The sequence below is a fragment of the Citrobacter portucalensis genome (assembly GCF_023374935.1).
Lineage (GTDB): Bacteria > Pseudomonadota > Gammaproteobacteria > Enterobacterales > Enterobacteriaceae > Citrobacter > Citrobacter portucalensis.
Genome location: NZ_CP092467.1, coordinates 24,334 through 41,235, shown reverse-complemented (window position 1 = coordinate 41,235; position 16,902 = coordinate 24,334). Strand labels below are relative to the sequence as shown.

Sequence of the window (16,902 nt, the reverse complement as noted above, 5' to 3'; positions counted from 1 at the left end):
TTTACTGATCCGTTCTCAAGTATTGATACAGGGTTTCGCGACTGATTCCGAATTCACGAGCCAGCTTGGTCTTTTGCTCGCCAGCCTCGACACGTTGGCGCAGTTCGGCAATACGCTCAGACGACAGGGATTTCTTCCTGCCACGGTAGGCCCCGCGCTGCTTGGCGAGCGCGATGCCCTCGCGCTGCCGCTCGCGGATCAAGGCGCGTTCGAACTCGGCGAACGCGCCCATTACCGACAGCATCAGGTTCGCCATCGGCGAGTCCTCGCCGGTGAAGGTCAAATGCTCCTTAAGGAACTCGATGCGTACGCCGCGCTGGGTGAGGCCCTGCACCAGGCGGCGCAGGTCGTCGAGGTTGCGCGCCAGACGATCCATGCTGTGCACCACGACCGTGTCGCCTTCGCGCACGAAGGCGAGCAGCCGTTCCAGTTCGGGCCGCCGTGTGTCCTTGCCCGACGCCTTGTCGGTGAACACTTTATCCACCTGGATCTGTTCGAGCTGCCGTTCTGGGTTCTGGTCGAAGCTGCTGACGCGGACGTAACCGATGCGCTGACCGTGCAAGGGGCACTGTTGCAAAGTTAGCGATGAGGCAGCCTTTTGTCTTATTCAAAGGCCTTACATTTCAAAAACTCTGCTTACCAGGCGCATTTCGCCCAGGGGATCACCATAATAAAATGCTGAGGCCTGGCCTTTGCGTAGTGCACGCATCACCTCAATACCTTTGATGGTGGCGTAAGCCGTCTTCATGGATTTAAATCCCAGCGTGGCGCCGATTATCCGTTTCAGTTTGCCATGATCGCATTCAATCACGTTGTTCCGGTACTTAATCTGTCGGTGTTCAACGTCAGACGGGCACCGGCCTTCGCGTTTGAGCAGAGCAAGCGCGCGACCATAGGCGGGCGCTTTATCCGTGTTGATGAATCGCGGGATCTGCCACTTCTTCACGTTGTTGAGGATTTTACCCAGAAACCGGTATGCAGCTTTGCTGTTACGACGGGAGGAGAGATAAAAATCGACAGTGCGGCCCCGGCTGTCGACGGCCCGGTACAGATACGCCCAGCGGCCATTGACCTTCACGTAGGTTTCATCCATGTGCCACGGGCAAAGATCGGAAGGGTTACGCCAGTACCAGCGCAGCCGTTTTTCCATTTCAGGCGCATAACGCTGAACCCAGCGGTAAATCGTGGAGTGATCGACATTCACTCCGCGTTCAGCCAGCATCTCCTGCAGCTCACGGTAACTGATGCCGTATTTGCAGTACCAGCGTACGGCCCACAGAATGATGTCACGCTGAAAATGCCGGCCTTTGAATGGGTTCATGTGCAGCTCCATCAGCAAAAGGGGATGATAAGTTTATCACCACCGACTATTTGCAACAGTGCCAATTTTATTACCAGGAACCACAACACTCTCCAGAGTGATCACCGAAATCCGCGAACGAGCAGCAAACCGTCTTTGGCAAAGATTACTGGCATTGCCCAATGATGAACAGAAACGACAACTGGATGAATTACTGAGCTTTAGTGAAGGTCAGAGAGTATCCATGTTCGAGCAACTGAAAAAAGGTCCTGTGACAGTCAGTAGTCCTGCATTTAACGATGCACTTGATCGTTATAACAAATTGCACCAACTGGGTTTTCAGCAACTTGATTTTACAGGCCTTCCACCGGCTCAGCTAAAAAGTCTTGCTCGCTATGCCAATGTAACCTCGGTAAAAAAGATAGTTCGTATCCCCATGAAGAAACGTACAGCGATACTTATTGCCTTTGTTAAATCATTGGAGGTCATTGCGCTGGATGAAGCCATCGATGTTTTGGATATGCTAATCACTAATATTGCGGGAGAGGCTAAAAAAGCAGGGCAAAAGAAGCGGTTGAGGACGTTGAAGGATTTGGACCGCTCTTCGTTGATACTGGCAAAAGCCTGTGCACTCCTGCTGGATGAGGTAACTGATGATTCCCACCTCCGAAAATCAATTTTTTCCTGCATTTCCAAAGAAAGACTGGCTGAGTCGGTAAAAATGGTCAATGAGTTGGCCCGACCGGCAGACAATAATTTCCAAGATGAAATGATTGAACAATATGGGCGCGTTCGCCGTTTTCTACCCAGAGTTCTTCGGGAATTAACTTTTCTGGCCGCCCCGGCGGGAGAACATACTCTGGCAGCTTTTAACTATTTATCGTCGCTAGGCGCTTCAAGAAAGCACATCCTTGACGATGCTCCAAAAAATATTATTACCGGCCCCTGGAAGCGTTTGGTTTTTGACGAAGAAGGCCGAGTAAGACGGCCTGGCTATTCACTATGTCTACTTGAGCGGTTTCAGGATGCATTAAGGCGGCGGGATATTTATCTTGAGAATAGCGATCGTTGGGGAGATCCACGGTCAAAGCTATTACAAGGGACAGAATGGCAAGCTCAACGCGTCTCTGTCTGTCGAGCATTAGGCCACCCTGTCAATGCTCAGCAGGCAACAGAAAAGCTTGCTCAGCAGTTAGATTTTGCCTGGAAAGCGGTAGCTGATAGCTTTGATGATAATGCGTCAGTCCATATCGAATACGGGGGGAAACATCCTACGTTGACTATCAGCAGCCTAGAGAAACTGGATGAATCACCAAGTCTGATAGCTCTCAACAGACAAGTCAGAGGTCTTTTACCTTTGGTGGATCTGACTGAGCTCTTACTGGAAATCAATGCCCATACAGGATTTGCCGAAGAATTTACTCATGTCAGCGAGTCTAATGCGCGAGCGAAAGATCTGCATATCAGCATTTGTGCTGTATTACTGGCAGAAGCCTGCAACATTGGCTTTGAACCATTAATTAAGCACAATATTCCATCATTAACCCGGCATCGTCTTAGTTGGGTGAAACAAAATTATTTTCGGTCAGAAACCCTTATCAAAGCGAATGCTCGCCTGGTTGATTACCAGGCTACGCTCAGTCTCGCTCAGCGATGGGGTGGTGGAGAGGTCGCATCTGCTGATGGTATGCGTTTTGTTACGCCAGTAAAAACGATTAACGCCGGACCCAATAGAAAATACTTTGGCTCTGATCGTGGAATTACCTGGTACAACTTTATCTCCGATCAGTTTTCTGGTTTTCACGGCATTGTTGTCCCAGGTACGTTGAGAGACTCAATCTTTGTTCTGGAGGGTTTACTTGAACAGCAAACGGGGTTAAATCCACAGGAAATTATGACTGATACAGCAGGTGCCAGTGATTTGATATTCGGTCTGTTCTGGTTGTTGGGATACCAGTTTTCCCCACGTCTGGCGGATGCCGGAGATGCCGTTTTCTGGCGAGTGGATAAAAATGCGAATTACGGCCCTCTCGATGAATTGGCCCGTGGTTGCATCAATCTAGCACTGATTGAGGCTAACTGGGACGATATGATGCGGATTGCGGGTTCTCTTAAATTGGGAACTGTACAAGCATCAGAGCTAATCCGTAGTTTATTGAAGAGCACGCGCCCGTCTAGTTTGGCGCAGGCCATCATTGAAGCTGGGCGAATAAATAAAACGCTATACCTGCTGAATTATATTGATGATGAAGATTATCGTCGCCGAATACTAACGCAACTAAACCGGGGTGAAGGGAGACACAGTGTGGCTCGCGCCATTTGCCATGGTCAACGTGGTGAAATCAGAAAACGCTATCGCGAAGGGCAAGAGGATCAACTTGGATCATTGGGACTGGTAACAAATACTGTTGTTTTATGGAATACGCTGTATATGCAGGAAGCCCTTGGACATATTAATACAGATAGCCAGCCTACTGAAATTAACGAAGAAGATATATCCAGATTATCACCGCTGATGCACGGTCATATCAATATGTTAGGGCATTACTCATTCACCTTGTCTGAAAACGTGATGAATGGTGAATTAAGGCCTTTAAATCAACATGTTAATGAATATGTAGACTCTTAGCGTAGGTTTTCGCCCCATTGGACCTCAAACCCCTAACGTAGTGGTCTCCAAGAACATTCAGGACTGATCCCAGGCGTCGATGGTCAAGACCTGATCGGCAGGACAGGCGGCTACGCGGTCGGGAACTGGATGGTGTTCAGTCTCATGCCGACCCCATTCGATTGATCGCGTCGCTTGCGGCACGCTGCGACGCAAGGAGGTTTGCGACCTGGTTTAGCAGCCGTGTCCGCTGCATGTCTGTTACCTATCTCCCCGACCGCTCATTGGACCAACTCCAGAGATTGGGCTCTATCGCTCAGCCAATACGAAACCGGCATTGGCTGATGCCACAACCGAGACTAACACAAATGGCTCGGTACCTGTATTTCGCGCCCCGTGCACTTGGCCCGGTCTTGCCACGGCTATCTCACCTTCCCTGAGGGCACGAACAATCCCATTGCCCTGAAAGTAATCAGCCATTCCCGACAAAACAGTCCACGTGTCTTGGCCGTGAGGATGAATGTGAGCCGCAATTTCCTGCCCGGGATGGACATGCCAAACCACGATAATTGAGTCTCGGGTTTCAAGCACAACGGAACGAATAGGCTCGCCTTCGGACGGCTGAACATACTCGGCTACAGAAAATATTCTCGATTCAACAGTCATCGGAGATCCCTCTTTCACAGTGCCCCCAGACAGGCTGGATATGAGTTCTAACTCGAATTTGAACGGGAGGCTGGTCGTGCGGTCGTGCAGTTGCCGATGAGCGTGTCGGCTGCTGCTTCCTTGCCCACCAGTGAACCAGACGGTCGCATGCGCATCCTTTCTTATCGAAACTCGTTGAGATGATATGCAATCAAGAATAGAATTTCAAGAACTATTTTCGAGAATCGCAATGCCTTGATTCCCGTGCCGCGCCGGTTGCCTTGGCGGGCTTGTCACAAACCTACGTTTTCAAGAAGAAGGAAACCGCATGCCCCGCCGTTCGATCCTCTCCGCCGCCGAGCGCGAAAGCCGGCACTGTTGCAAAGTTAGCGATGAGGCAGCCTTTTGTCTTATTCAAAGGCCTTACATTTCAAAAACTCTGCTTACCAGGCGCATTTCGCCCAGGGGATCACCATAATAAAATGCTGAGGCCTGGCCTTTGCGTAGTGCACGCATCACCTCAATACCTTTGATGGTGGCGTAAGCCGTCTTCATGGATTTAAATCCCAGCGTGGCGTCGATTATCCGTTTCAGTTTGCCATGATCGCATTCAATCACGTTGTTCCGGTACTTAATCTGTCGGTGTTCAACGTCAGACGGGCACCGGCCTTCGCGTTTGAGCAGAGCAAGCGCGCGACCATAGGCGGGCGCTTTATCCGTGTTGATGAATCGCGGGATCTGCCACTTCTTCACGTTGTTGAGGATTTTACCCAGAAACCGGTATGCAGCTTTGCTGTTACGACGGGAGGAGAGATAAAAATCGACAGTGCGGCCCCGGCTGTCGACGGCCCGGTACAGATACGCCCAGCGGCCATTGACCTTCACGTAGGTTTCATCCATGTGCCACGGGCAAAGATCGGAAGGGTTACGCCAGTACCAGCGCAGCCGTTTTTCCATTTCAGGCGCATAACGCTGAACCCAGCGGTAAATCGTGGAGTGATCGACATTCACTCCGCGTTCAGCCAGCATCTCCTGCAGCTCACGGTAACTGATGCCGTATTTGCAGTACCAGCGTACGGCCCACAGAATGATGTCACGCTGAAAATGCCGGCCTTTGAATGGGTTCATGTGCAGCTCCATCAGCAAAAGGGGATGATAAGTTTATCACCACCGACTATTTGCAACAGTGCCTTTATATTCAGGAGGCACTGGCATGGACAAGAGAGTGATATTTGCGGTTGCCGGCTCGGGCAAGACCACGCTGCTGATACGACGGTTGAGTGAGGACCGGAGGACGCTGCTCCTGACCTTCACCGTGAATAATGAAGCGCATCTGCGGGCGCAGATTATCAGACGTTTTGGCTTTATCCCGGACGGGATCAGGGTGATGACCTGGTTTGAGTTTCTGCACGGTTTTTGCTTCCGGCCTTACCTGCAGGAGCAGCTGGTATCGCGTGGCCTGAGCTTCGACCAGCCCCCACCCAGAATACCGCGCACGAATGCCCGGCATTATCAGGATCCCGCCGGACGGCTGTATCACCGGAGGCTCGCACACTTGCTGACAGCCCGCGGGCTGCTGCCGGATATCCGTACCCGGCTTGCCCGTTACTACGATGAACTGCTTGTCGATGAAGTCCAGGACTTTGCCGGACATGACTTTAATTTTCTGCTGGAGCTCTGCCGCGCGGAAATCACTGTGCTCTGTTGCGGCGATTTTTATCAACATACCTTTGATACAAGCCATGACGGCAACGTTAATTCAACGCTGCACGATGACATTACGCGATATGAGGCCCGCTTCGACGCAGCAGGTTTCAAGGTTGACCGGGACACGCTCAACCGAACATGGCGTTGCTCAGCTTCAGTGTGCGAGTTTATCACCGGGCAACTGAACATCCGTATCGCTGCCCATGGGAGACATGCCACCCTGATTGAAACGATCACAGATGCAGAGCGCACAGCCACCCTGCACGCCGATAATACGGTGATTAAGCTCTTCTATCGTGAACATCACCGTTACGGCTGCTATTCCATGAACTGGGGCGTCAGTAAAGGGCTCGACCACTTTAAGGATGTCTGCATTGTGATGGGATCCTCCCACTGGAAACTTCTAACCCGTCAGGAACTGGCAGCCCTTCCACCGTCGTCCCGTAACAGGCTGTACGTGGCATGCTCACGGGCGCGCGGCAACATTTATTTTGTTCCCGAAACTCATCTGCGCCGATTCCGAAATTGAGTTAGCTGCTTCTCAGTAGGGCACAATTCCGAAATAAAGCTGTATGGCCAACGACGTCACTTCAGGCTGGAAAAGTGCGGATCCGGTTTTGGTATTTTTCGGATCTGCGATGGATAAATGAGAAAACAGGATATGCACAGCATATCCATATGCCATGCATCTGCATATGTGACACCTATACAAATCAATCCGGCAGGCATATACTGCACATATGCACTCACACATCATGCATGATCAGCCGGAGGAACATCCATGCGCACAGTTTCTATATTTAAAAACGGCAATAACCGCGCCATCCGTCTGCCCCGGGACCTGGATTTTGACGGCGTCAGCGAGCTGGAGATCGTCCGGGAAGGGGACAGCATCATTCTGCGTCCCGTCCGGCCGACCTGGGGCTCATTCGCGCAGCTGGACAGGGCCGATCCGGACTTTATGGCGGAGCGTGAGGATGTGGTCAGCGATGAAGGACGCTTTGAGCCATGAAGAAAACCTGGATGCTCGACACTAACATCTGCTCGTTCATCATGCGCGAGCAGCCGGCAGCGGTGCTGAAGCGCCTGGAGCAGGCGGTGCTGCGCGGTGATCGCATCGTGGTCTCGGCCGTGACGTACGCCGAGATGCGCTTCGGCGCCACCGGCCCGAAGGCCTCGCCGCGCCATATTCAGCTGGTCGACGCGTTCTGCGCGCGCCTCGATGCTGTCCTGCCCTGGGACCGCGCCGCGGTGGACGCCACGACGGACATCCGGGTGGCGCTGCGCCTCGCCGGGACGCCGATCGGCCCGAACGACACGGCCATTGCCGGGCACGCCATCGCGGCCAGTGCCGTCCTGGTGACGAACAATGTGAGAGAGTTTGCGCGGGTCCCGGGCCTGATGCTGGAAGACTGGGTAAAATAAAACCGAAAAAAAATGTCGTTACGGAGACGACAGACATGAATGCTGAACACCCGAACTACGGCTGGCTTTTCAGTGAACGGGGTTCGAGGTCCAATGATGTAAAAAACCACGCTAAGAGGTTAATTCATTGTTTGTATTGAAATTTAACGGTCTTAACTCGCCCTTCAAAAATATCTTCTGGTAACGAAAACGTATAGCAAGTCGAGGAAAATATCTGGAAGGCAGCATCGGCGAACAAATTTCTTTGTATCGTGAAAACTTTCCCGAAAACTAGGAGGAAATGGAAGAGGATGGTTTCTGACGAAAAAATGCCCTGGCGGCATAGTCTGGATCCATGACTATGGCTATGAAGACTGGACCTGATACACCGCTAGTCATAACGACTCTTCGGAGCCGTTAAGCAGTCACTCGCCAATACGAAGGTCAAATAAAGTTACGCAATGACCACCCGCCAGACTCCCCCTGAAAGGGGGGAGAATGCGCGGGCAAATGTTCAGGCCATCATTCGGCCGCCTGTGATTTACAAGGGTTAGCGTCGTCAGTCTTCAGAGTTCATGGTCCCACGGCGGGTTAGCCCCTGGCCTGGAGACCGTCACCGCGGCGGCACGCATACCGAGATTGATCGCGCGGCGCACCTGCTCTCGTGACAATGTGACTAATTTAGGCTTCTCAAGGAGTCCGGCCTGCGAAAGGCTGGCGAGAATACCGGCATTGACCGTGTCCCCGGCGCCGACGGTATCGGCAACCGTTACGCGAACTCCTGGAACATGAAGATGGAAATTAGCGGTCCAGGCATCGGCGCCGTCAGCCCCGCGGGTGACCACAATAAGTTTTGGTCCCAGAGCAAGCCAACGGCGTATGACCTCGTGTTCTTCGCCGGGTTCGGCAAACCACGCGAGGTCCTCATCGGAAAGCTTGACGATATCCGCTAGGGCAATCATCCGCATCATGCGCGCTAGGTGTTTCTGCCGGTCCAGGATGAAGATTTCACGGATATTGGGATCGAGGAACATCACCCGGCGCGGCGCCTCTCTTACCATCAGCTCTTCATAAACGCTGCCGCACGGTTCGGCTATCAGGCTGATGCAGCCGAACAGGACGGCAGATACGTCATCACCGAGCGTCGGCAGGTCGCTTTCAGTCAGCATTCTGCCGGCGCTATTCTCATCGTAAAAGGTATAGCGCGCCTGTCCGCCTTCCAGCCTGACAAAGGCCAGCGTGGTCGGTAGCGGTGCGCGGGTTGAGGGCGAATAATCCACGCCAGAGGCCTCAAGCGTGTGGCGCAGCATGTCACCCATAAAATCGTCCGATAAACCGGAAAACAGCGCGACCGCTATCCCCTGGCGCCCCAGGGCAATGGCGGTATTGAACGCCGCGCCGCCGACGCAGGGCGTAAAGGCGGGAGCATTTTCACGGCTCCGGCAGGGCAGCATATCGATCAGGGCTTCTCCGCAGCAAAGGATCATGGCTTTTCCTCCTGACTCACCGCGACCTGCGGCGGCGTTTCCAGATTGTCGGCTACCTGCATCCAGTTGTCAGCGAATATCCCGCAGGCGGTTTTGATATCAACCCCGACCGGAAGCTCCGGACACTCGTTTTCCCCGTTGCTGCCCCAGTTCACCCAACCGGACTGACGGCGCTGGACTATCTGAAACGCGCCGGAGGGGCGGGAGGTCCACCAGATCATCGCCCGGCCGCTCGCTGAATCGTACTCGACGGTTTTACTGGCTGGTCCCGGGAACACGGTTTCATCCGGCACAGCGGAAACGTTGACGGGAGAATCAGTCAGGTGCCATTTCCGTTCATTCAGGTCGGCTCGTACGTGCGCCCGGGCGCGCACTACGCCAAGCCTTTCGCGGATTTCAGTTTCATCCAGCACGTTTTCCCAGCGGCAGAACATTCGCCAGTAAAGATCCCAATGAGCGGAGGCCATATCGGCGAGCTGTTCGCGGAATTCGGCAAATTTCGGACTCTGGTTTTCAGAGGTGGTAACGGTATGAGCCACCATGGCGACCAGCTCTTCGGCGTAGGGATCGCCTGCGCGATAGCGGGTACCGCCGTAGGCCGCGAAGCGGTCAAACAGCAGTTTTCCCGGACCGCTTTCAAACTCGTCGCCGACGGTGATCTTGTTGGTCACTGAACGCCCGTTAATGACCGTCGAAAAGTCATCAACCCAGTAGCGCCGCTGAAACCACGGGGTATTCCAGCTGAACTTCCAGTCGATGGTGAAGTGCTTACCGCGCAGCTCCGCTAATAATCCATCGGGGATCGTGCCGTGCATGCGATAGTGATGATAGACTGGGCCTTCCTCAACAATTTCAATATCTACGAGGGTATGTTCCGGCGGGTTAATCAGCCCATTTTCCGGGGTAAAGAACGGACCGTAAAAACCGCCGATGGCGTTATTCCCGGAAGGAAGCAGCTCGACGTTGTCCTGCAGACAGCGAAAATGGCGCAGTCCCCACTTGGATGAACCCACGCCCTGGGCGGTTCCCCGACACATTTCCAGATCGAAGCAGCCGGTATTGAGGCGGACAAAACAGTCTTTCTCCCGGCCAGGCAGGCGGTGGATACCGGCGACGTCACCGACTTCTGCCGCCGTTAGCGGCCGGTCAAGCCGCATCCGGAGCGTGCCGCTGAAGCTTACCGTTGCGATAAAGGCGGTACTGTTTTGCGTCGACTCATGAGTGAGGCGCTGGCAAAGGATCCGTTGGTCCTCGCTGGTGATTGCCCACCACAGGGGCTCCTGCAGTTTCTCGGGGAGAGTAAACGTAATCGGTTCGCGATCCCGGGTACCGTTCATCGGGTCCGTCAGCGTAATGTGATATGTCATGGGCGTATACTCCATTAAAATTTAAGCATGCGAAGACCCGCCGCCAGCGCGGCGGATAAACAAAGCGTCAGGGAAAGCTAGCGGGTACGGGCGATCTCTTTTTTCCGCCAGAAGGTAAACAGTTCCGGATGCTGCTTCAGTCCGTCAATCGCCACGGCAAGAATGATGACGATGCCTTTAATCAATAGCTGGGTGAAAAAGGGGACGCTCAGCAGAATCAGGCCGGTGCTGAGCACGCCGAGAATTATCGATCCAATCAGGGTGCCGATAATTCGCCCGCGTCCTCCGGCGAGGCTGGTGCCGCCCAGCACTACCGCCGCAATGGCGTCCAGTTCATATCCCGTACCCGCCGTAGGCTGGGCGGAAATGACCCGGGCGGCGAAGATAATGCCCGCTAGACCCGCGCAGACGCCGGCAATCATATAAACCGCCGCCAGTACGCGTTTTACCCGGACGCCGGCCAGGCGCGCGGCCTGGGCGTTGCCGCCGACGGCATAGATATGACGACCGAACCGCGTGCGCTCAAGAATAAACCACGCCAGCAGATAAACCACCAGCATAATAATGACCGGAACAGGGATGCCGGCGAGATAGCCATTCCCCAGCTCGCGGAAGCTCAGGCTACTCGATACAATAGGTTGCCCTTCGGTAATGGTATAGGCCATACCGCGCAGGAAGGTCATTGTGCCGAGAGTGACGATAAAGGGCGCGAGAGCGAGATAGGCGGTGAGCACGCCGTTCAGCAGACCGCAGAGCGCGCCCACGCCCACGCCGGCCAGAATCGCCAGCGGCGCAGGGATCCCGGCCATCGCCGCAACCACCGAGATCACGCCGGAGACGGCGACGATAGACCCGACGGACAAATCAATTCCGCTGGTTAAAATGACGAAGGTCATTCCCGCCGCCAGAATAGCGTTGACGGAAATCGAGCGGGCGATATTCAGCAGATTATCGACGCGGTTAAAGTTTGGTGCAAAGGTCGACATCAGGATCAGCAGCACCAGCAGAACGATTAAGATCCCCACCCGATCCCACCATTTCGCAAAATCAAACGGCGCTTTGACCGGCAGTTCCGTCACAGGTTTATTGTTGTCCATGGCATTCTCCGGATTGACTGGTAAAGGTTCCTGTTGCGTGCAGCATCACTTCTTCTTCCGTTGCTGAATATGAGGGTAACTGGTGAACGATTCGGCCGCCGCGCATAACCAGCACGCGGTCGCTGATGCCGATGGCCTCCGGTAAATCGGAGGAGATCACCAGAATGGCTTTCCCGGCGCGGGCGAGTTTGTCTATCAGTTCGTAAATTTCCCTTTTGGCGCCGATATCCACGCCGCGGGTCGGTTCATCGAGGATTAGCAGCCTCGAATCGCGCAGCAGCCAGCGCGCCAGCGCCGCTTTCTGCTGGTTTCCGCCGGACAGGGCGCTGACGGGTAGTTCGACCGCATTTTCCCGCAGCCGTAACCGTCGCATCTGCTCAAGGACGGCGGCGCGGATGGTTTTGCGTTTAACCACGCCGCCGGCGACAAAGTTCTCCAGCGAGCTGATATCAATGTTGTGCTCAACCGAATGACCCAGAAACAGGCCCTGGGTTTTGCGGTCCTCGGTCACCATCCCGATTCCGTCGGCGATGGCGGCGGTGGGATCTGACGGATGGCTTACCTTGCCGTTAATACGCACGCTTCCTTGGCTACGAGGGTCGGCGCCGAATAACAGCCGGGCCACTTCGGTTCGGCCAGAGCCAACCAGCCCGGACATGCTGACGACTTCGCCCGCTTTGACCTCAAAGGAGACCGGGCCGGTTGCGCTACCCGCCAGATCCGCGACCTCCAGCAGTACTTTGCCGGGCGTACGCGGTTCGTGCTGATAGAGATCGACGATTTGACGGCCAACCATCATGCGTACGATATCGGTGGTCGAGACGCTGCTCAGAGTTTCCGTGCCGATCCACGTGCCGTCCCTGAACACCGTGACCCGGTTTGCCAGCTGCCATACCTCTTCCATGCGGTGTGAGATGTAGACCATCCCGACCCCATCCTGACGCATTTGCTCGATAAGCCGGTAAAGCTGGAGGGTCTCTGCCCGCGACAGAGCGGCGGTCGGCTCATCAAGCACCAGTACTTTTGCGTTTTCACTGACGGCGCGTGCAATCTCGACCATTTGCTGACGTCCGATGCTCAACGAGCCGAGCGGCGCCTGCGGGTCGATGTCCGCGTTAATCCGGTCCAGCTTCTCCCGGGCCTCACGGAGCATCCGTTTGCGATCGAGAATACCGGCGAAAGAGGTCTGTTCCTGGCCGAGAAATAGATTTTCCGCCACAGTCATATCGGGAACCGTATTCAGCTCTTGATGGATGATGGCGATGCCATATTTGCGCGCATCTCTTGGCGTGCGAATATCAATCTCCTGCCCGTTGATATAGATCGCGCCGCTATCGCGCTGCTCGTTTCCGGAGAGGATCTTCATCAGCGTGGATTTACCCGCGCCGTTTTCCCCCATCAGGGCATGGACCTCTCCGGCGAATAAATCAAAGCGTACGTTGTTCAGTGCGAGGGTCGCGCCGTAGCGTTTTGAAATCCCTTCCAGCCTAAGCAAGGGGGATGAAGTGATGTCGGCCATTGTCTTTGCCCTCCGGGATGAACCCAATCGTCATCCCGTTTTTGCCTCTTGAGTGATGATGTGATTACCAGCCAGGATAGCTATCTACGTTGTCGCGCGTGACCAGCACGCTGGGGATCAATACGGTAGGGGACGCAATATGCTTGCCATCAACCATATCCTGAGCAAGCGAGATGGCCTGGCGCACCATTTCGCCCGGGTTTTGCGTGGCGGTACCAATAAACGGTGAGCCGCTGCGCTTGAGTTCTTCAACCGCTTCCGGGCTGCCGTCTACGCCGGTGACTTTAATCGCACCGGCTTTGCCGGCCTGCTCAACGGCCAGCACCGCGCCGAGCGCCGCAGGATCGTTCATACCGAAAATACCGGAGACATCCGGATTGGCGGTGAGCATATCGGTGGTGACCATCAGGCCGGAAGCGCGGTCGTTGCGGGATGCCTGCTGCCCGACGATTTTGATATCTGGATATTTTTGCGCGACGTTTTTACAGCCTTTGATGCGGTCAATAATGGTTTGAATCGGCGTGCCGTCCACCAGCAGCACTTTGCCTTTGCCGCCCATTTGGCTGAACAGATATTCGCAGGAGGTTTCGCCGGCCTGGATGGCATTGGTCATGATCGCCGCGTCAGCGCCCCTGGCGGGCGTATCGACCGCGATAACGATAATTCCGGCGGCTTTTGCCCGCTGAATGGCCGGCTCGATGCCGGACTCATCGACGGCGGAAATAATGATCAGATCCACTTTCTGCTGAATAAAGGCGTCAATCTGCGTGTTCTGGTTTGCTAGATCGACCTGCGCATCTTGTACGTTAAGAGTTGCGCCGATTTTTGCCGCGGCCTGCTTTGCGTTCCTTTCCATTGCAGAGAAGAAAGGGTTAGACATGTCCTGCACCATTAAGCCGATATGGGTTATTTTTTTGCTCTCCTGCGGCGCGGCGCTGGCGGCGGGGATAAATCCTGTCATGGTGGTGATTACCGCAGTAACCGCGACAGCCAGAAATGCTTTGTGAAGTTTGGTCATATTCTGTTCCTTTCATTATCGTGTGGTATGACGTACGGCCAGGTGTGGGGAAGCCTCAGAAATAATCCTCTGATGTTGTTTTTTTACTGTCGGCCGATTATTCAGCCGTTATTTAAAGCTCTAAAATGATTAGAGAGGGATGGCAAACGCTTTGCCGCTGTTAGCCGACAGGCACCTTAGCGGGCCTGGCAAAAACGCGACAGCAGTTCTTCAGGCCCGCGCGAGCGAAGCGGCGTCGGGCAGGCCCATTCGGGCGAAACGTTGTCAGCAATCTCTATAATGTCTTTTAATTGTTATGCGTTTTTTTACAGCCGCAGGACTGGCGAATAACCAGCTCGGCGGGAACTTTACGTTGGGTGTTGATTTCTCCTTTCCCTTCCAGGTTAATTAACTGGATAAGCATTTCAGCCGACTGTCTGCCAATCTCTTCACTATTTTCATTGAGCACCGTCAGCGGCGGATTTAATAGCGGCGCCCAGTCGAATTCGTCGTAGGCAATCAGGGCCATATCCTCTGGAATGGCTATCTGGCGCTGCTGGAGCTGTTTGAGTGAACCCAGCAGAATAGGGTTGTTACCGGCAATAAGGACATCCGGCAGCGCTTTCTGGCGGTCGAGGTACTGGCTCAGTTTGTCTGCAGCCGACTGCGCGTCGTTTTCCGTTTCGACAACTCCAAGCGTAGCGCCGCACCGCTCGGCGGCCTCGCGTATTCCGCGCTCGCGTTCAAAACGCGTAGTCCAGCGGTCCGGGTAGATAAGGAGCAGCCAGTTTTTATAGTCGTACTGCGCCAGATGGTTTCCAACCAGCAGGCTGGCATGGTAATTGTCGGTCGTGACGCTGGGAAAGTTGTGCTCGCCGCGGGGCGGGGAATCAACGAAGACGACCGGGATATCCCATTTCGCCAGCAGAGTCAGGCTTTCCGGCTGCAGCGTCACCGTCGAAATGATCCCGGCCATCCGTGACTCTATCAGGCGGTTAATCATCCGATCTTCCTGCGCGCGGTCATAGATGCCGTTGACCGCAATATCGCCAAGCACCACGGTCCACTGTGAAGGCTGCAGTATCTGCTGAATGCCGGACATCAGGTTGAGATAGTAATAGTTCGACGCATGGGCGGTGATCACCGCCACCGAGTCTCTGCTCGAACGGCGTAGCGCCTGGGCCGCGCGGTTGGGTACGTAGCCGAGCTCTCGCGCCACTTTTAAAATCAGCTCCCGGCTGTCGTCAGCGACGCCATCGCCACCGTTTAGCGCGCGCGAAACGGTAAACATGGAAAATCCCGTTGCTTCGCTCACATCCCGCATTGTTGCTTTACGCATTTTTCGGTCTCTGCATCTAAGAAATTACCTGCGATATATACGGTTATTATCTAAACCTAAACGTTTATGGAACCATAACATAAACGTTTAGGTTTGTTTGATCAGTGAGCCGCTTCTCGTTTTGTGAACAGAAGGTAAATAACTTTGTTTGTGAATGATTTCTGGGAAAGTTGGAGTCTCGCTCGGAAGTGAGCGTGCTCATAACTTCGCAGATCCTTTTCTGGATCGTAAAGGATCAAATCTTTCTGTTAGTTCAATCTGCTAGTGATATAGCCCTTCAGAAGCCAGTAATCGCTCTCAGAAGCCGTTTCTCAAAAAAATGCGACGAAATATTTCCATTTACGATGGGGGATATAGCCGCAATCCCGAAGCACACCGATCACCGAATTGCGAAACTTTTCATTGTACGTAAGGGCTGAAAGCCGACACTGCTGACAATCGTTTTCCAAACAGCCGTTTTGGCCTTAGCGCCCACTAAGCATCCCCCTTTTTATAAGGAACTGACATGATTAAAGTTCACGATATCACTTATGGCACACCGACTTCCTCTGTGAAAGATTTGAATGAATGGTTAGATTCACAGAGTGAGCACATCGAAATAATAAATATTGAAACCTTAATGAATATCAGTCTGGGGTCACGCATTAACAGTTACCTTAAACCGGAATTTATCCGGGTATGGTACAGAACCCCAAGAGACTGACATCATGGACAAAATCGAGGCCACTAAATTACACAGCTGCATGATCAGTCAGCTCTGTTTAATGGTTCTGCTCGTGGTGACGTTTTCGGCCACAGCGGATATCAACGGTCGGATTGTTCGTGTTCTGGACGGGGATACCGTTGAGGTTCTTGAAACGGACAACCAGCTCACGCGTGTTCGTCTGGCCGGCATCGATGCGCCGGAAAAAAGCCAGCCCTTTGGTCAGCGTTCCAGGCAGGCGCTAGCATCAATGGTGGCGCAGCGTACCGTCACTGTCACGGGCACTGACATGGATCGCTATGGCCGGCTGTTGGGTACGGTGTGGCTTGGCAAAGCGGATGTGAATGCTGCACAGATCCGCAACGGACTGGCTTGGGCTTATCGATTTCATGGAAAAGCCATCCGGGACGACTACGTAACCCTGGAAGACGAAGCCCGTCGTCAGGCGACCGGTCTCTGGTCAGTCGCGGGTCAGACAGAACCCTGGCGCTGGCGCAGTCTGCATCAGGGCACGGCTCTGTCAAATAGTGAATGATGAATGCAAAGATTTTCCTGGAAAGATGCTTTCAAATAACTACCGCCAAAAATAAATGAAACAATCAAGAGCAACCTTAATTGCACAGTGAGCTAATAACGATTATGAAATTAACTGAGAATAAATTAGAATCACTTATCGAAACGCTGAATGACATTATTTGTGATGAGGCTAAATAGCTGCGCGGAATAGTA

16 protein-coding genes and 1 pseudogene are annotated in these 16,902 nt (G+C 53.7%); 7 read left to right on the top strand and 10 right to left on the bottom strand.

Annotated features, from left to right (window positions below; genetic code table 11):
- Position 1 precedes the first annotated feature (1 nt).
- The gene (locus LY264_RS24860) at positions 2-562 is read right to left on the bottom strand and encodes a recombinase family protein (RefSeq protein WP_003124096.1); all 561 of its coding nucleotides are present in this window, start codon (positions 560-562) and stop codon (positions 2-4) included.
- A 54-nt stretch (positions 563-616) separates the two neighbouring features.
- Complete coding sequence (locus LY264_RS24855) at positions 617-1,321, bottom strand: IS6-like element IS26 family transposase (protein WP_001067855.1); 705 nt, start codon at positions 1,319-1,321, stop codon at positions 617-619.
- Between the two features lie 64 nt (positions 1,322-1,385).
- Here LY264_RS24855 and LY264_RS24850 point away from each other — a divergent pair.
- Positions 1,386-3,929: pseudogene (locus LY264_RS24850) on the top strand (Tn3 family transposase); the annotation flags it as partial.
- A 288-nt stretch (positions 3,930-4,217) separates the two neighbouring features.
- On the opposite strand, the gene LY264_RS24845 reads toward LY264_RS24850, so the two are convergent.
- Together LY264_RS24845 and LY264_RS24840 are read right to left on the bottom strand one after the other, a co-directional pair.
- Positions 4,218-4,574, bottom strand: a complete 357-nt coding sequence (locus tag LY264_RS24845; RefSeq protein ID WP_000215515.1) for a cupin domain-containing protein — start codon at positions 4,572-4,574, stop codon at positions 4,218-4,220.
- Between the two features lie 402 nt (positions 4,575-4,976).
- Entirely contained in the window at positions 4,977-5,681 is a 705-nt protein-coding gene (locus LY264_RS24840) for an IS6-like element IS26 family transposase (RefSeq protein ID WP_001067848.1), read from the bottom strand.
- A gap of 85 nt (positions 5,682-5,766) precedes the next feature.
- Between LY264_RS24840 and LY264_RS24835 the strand changes: the two genes are divergently transcribed.
- The 4 genes from LY264_RS24835 (at position 5,767) to LY264_RS26040 (ending at position 7,959) form a co-directional block, all read left to right on the top strand.
- Positions 5,767-6,789 carry a DEAD/DEAH box helicase gene (locus LY264_RS24835; protein ID WP_008322227.1) on the top strand — a complete coding sequence of 341 codons (1,023 nt, stop codon included), beginning with the start codon at positions 5,767-5,769 and terminating at the stop codon, positions 6,787-6,789.
- A 252-nt stretch (positions 6,790-7,041) separates the two neighbouring features.
- On the top strand, positions 7,042-7,272 hold the full coding sequence (gene vapB / locus LY264_RS24830; protein ID WP_001261276.1) for a type II toxin-antitoxin system VapB family antitoxin: 231 nt from the start codon (positions 7,042-7,044) through the stop codon (positions 7,270-7,272).
- Entirely contained in the window at positions 7,269-7,685 is a 417-nt protein-coding gene (locus tag LY264_RS24825; RefSeq protein WP_008322233.1) for a type II toxin-antitoxin system VapC family toxin, read from the top strand. Before vapB ends, LY264_RS24825 begins: the two co-directional genes overlap by 4 nt.
- Positions 7,686-7,878: 193 nt before the next feature.
- Positions 7,879-7,959, top strand: coding sequence for a DUF596 domain-containing protein (locus LY264_RS26040; RefSeq protein ID WP_371822463.1), 81 nt, complete (start codon positions 7,879-7,881; stop codon positions 7,957-7,959).
- A 271-nt stretch (positions 7,960-8,230) separates the two neighbouring features.
- On the opposite strand, the gene LY264_RS24820 is transcribed toward LY264_RS26040, so the two are convergent.
- From LY264_RS24820 to LY264_RS24795, 6 genes are all read right to left on the bottom strand, one after another.
- A complete protein-coding gene (locus LY264_RS24820) occupies positions 8,231-9,151 on the bottom strand; it encodes a carbohydrate kinase family protein (RefSeq protein ID WP_008322235.1) in 921 nt (306 codons plus the stop codon).
- Positions 9,148-10,518, bottom strand: coding sequence for a hypothetical protein (locus tag LY264_RS24815; RefSeq protein ID WP_008322237.1), 1,371 nt, complete (start codon positions 10,516-10,518; stop codon positions 9,148-9,150). Before LY264_RS24815 ends, LY264_RS24820 begins: the two co-directional genes overlap by 4 nt.
- A 77-nt stretch (positions 10,519-10,595) precedes the next feature.
- On the bottom strand, positions 10,596-11,615 hold the full coding sequence (locus tag LY264_RS24810) for an ABC transporter permease subunit (protein WP_004113181.1): 1,020 nt from the start codon (positions 11,613-11,615) through the stop codon (positions 10,596-10,598).
- Complete coding sequence (locus LY264_RS24805; RefSeq protein ID WP_008322240.1) at positions 11,602-13,134, bottom strand: sugar ABC transporter ATP-binding protein; 1,533 nt, start codon at positions 13,132-13,134, stop codon at positions 11,602-11,604. Before LY264_RS24805 ends, LY264_RS24810 begins: the two co-directional genes overlap by 14 nt.
- A gap of 64 nt (positions 13,135-13,198) precedes the next feature.
- On the bottom strand, positions 13,199-14,152 hold the full coding sequence (locus tag LY264_RS24800) for an ABC transporter substrate-binding protein (RefSeq protein ID WP_008322243.1): 954 nt from the start codon (positions 14,150-14,152) through the stop codon (positions 13,199-13,201).
- Positions 14,153-14,438: 286 nt separating this feature from the next.
- Positions 14,439-15,470 (bottom strand): LacI family DNA-binding transcriptional regulator, encoded by a 1,032-nt coding sequence (locus tag LY264_RS24795; RefSeq protein WP_008322245.1) that lies wholly within the window; start codon positions 15,468-15,470, stop codon positions 14,439-14,441.
- A 505-nt stretch (positions 15,471-15,975) separates the two neighbouring features.
- Between LY264_RS24795 and LY264_RS24790 the strand changes: the two genes are divergently transcribed.
- Together LY264_RS24790 and LY264_RS24785 are read left to right on the top strand one after the other, a co-directional pair.
- Positions 15,976-16,173, top strand: coding sequence for a hypothetical protein (locus tag LY264_RS24790; RefSeq protein WP_008322246.1), 198 nt, complete (start codon positions 15,976-15,978; stop codon positions 16,171-16,173).
- Between the two features lie 4 nt (positions 16,174-16,177).
- Positions 16,178-16,708 (top strand): thermonuclease family protein, encoded by a 531-nt coding sequence (locus tag LY264_RS24785; RefSeq protein ID WP_008322250.1) that lies wholly within the window; start codon positions 16,178-16,180, stop codon positions 16,706-16,708.
- Positions 16,709-16,902: the final 194 nt, after the last annotated feature.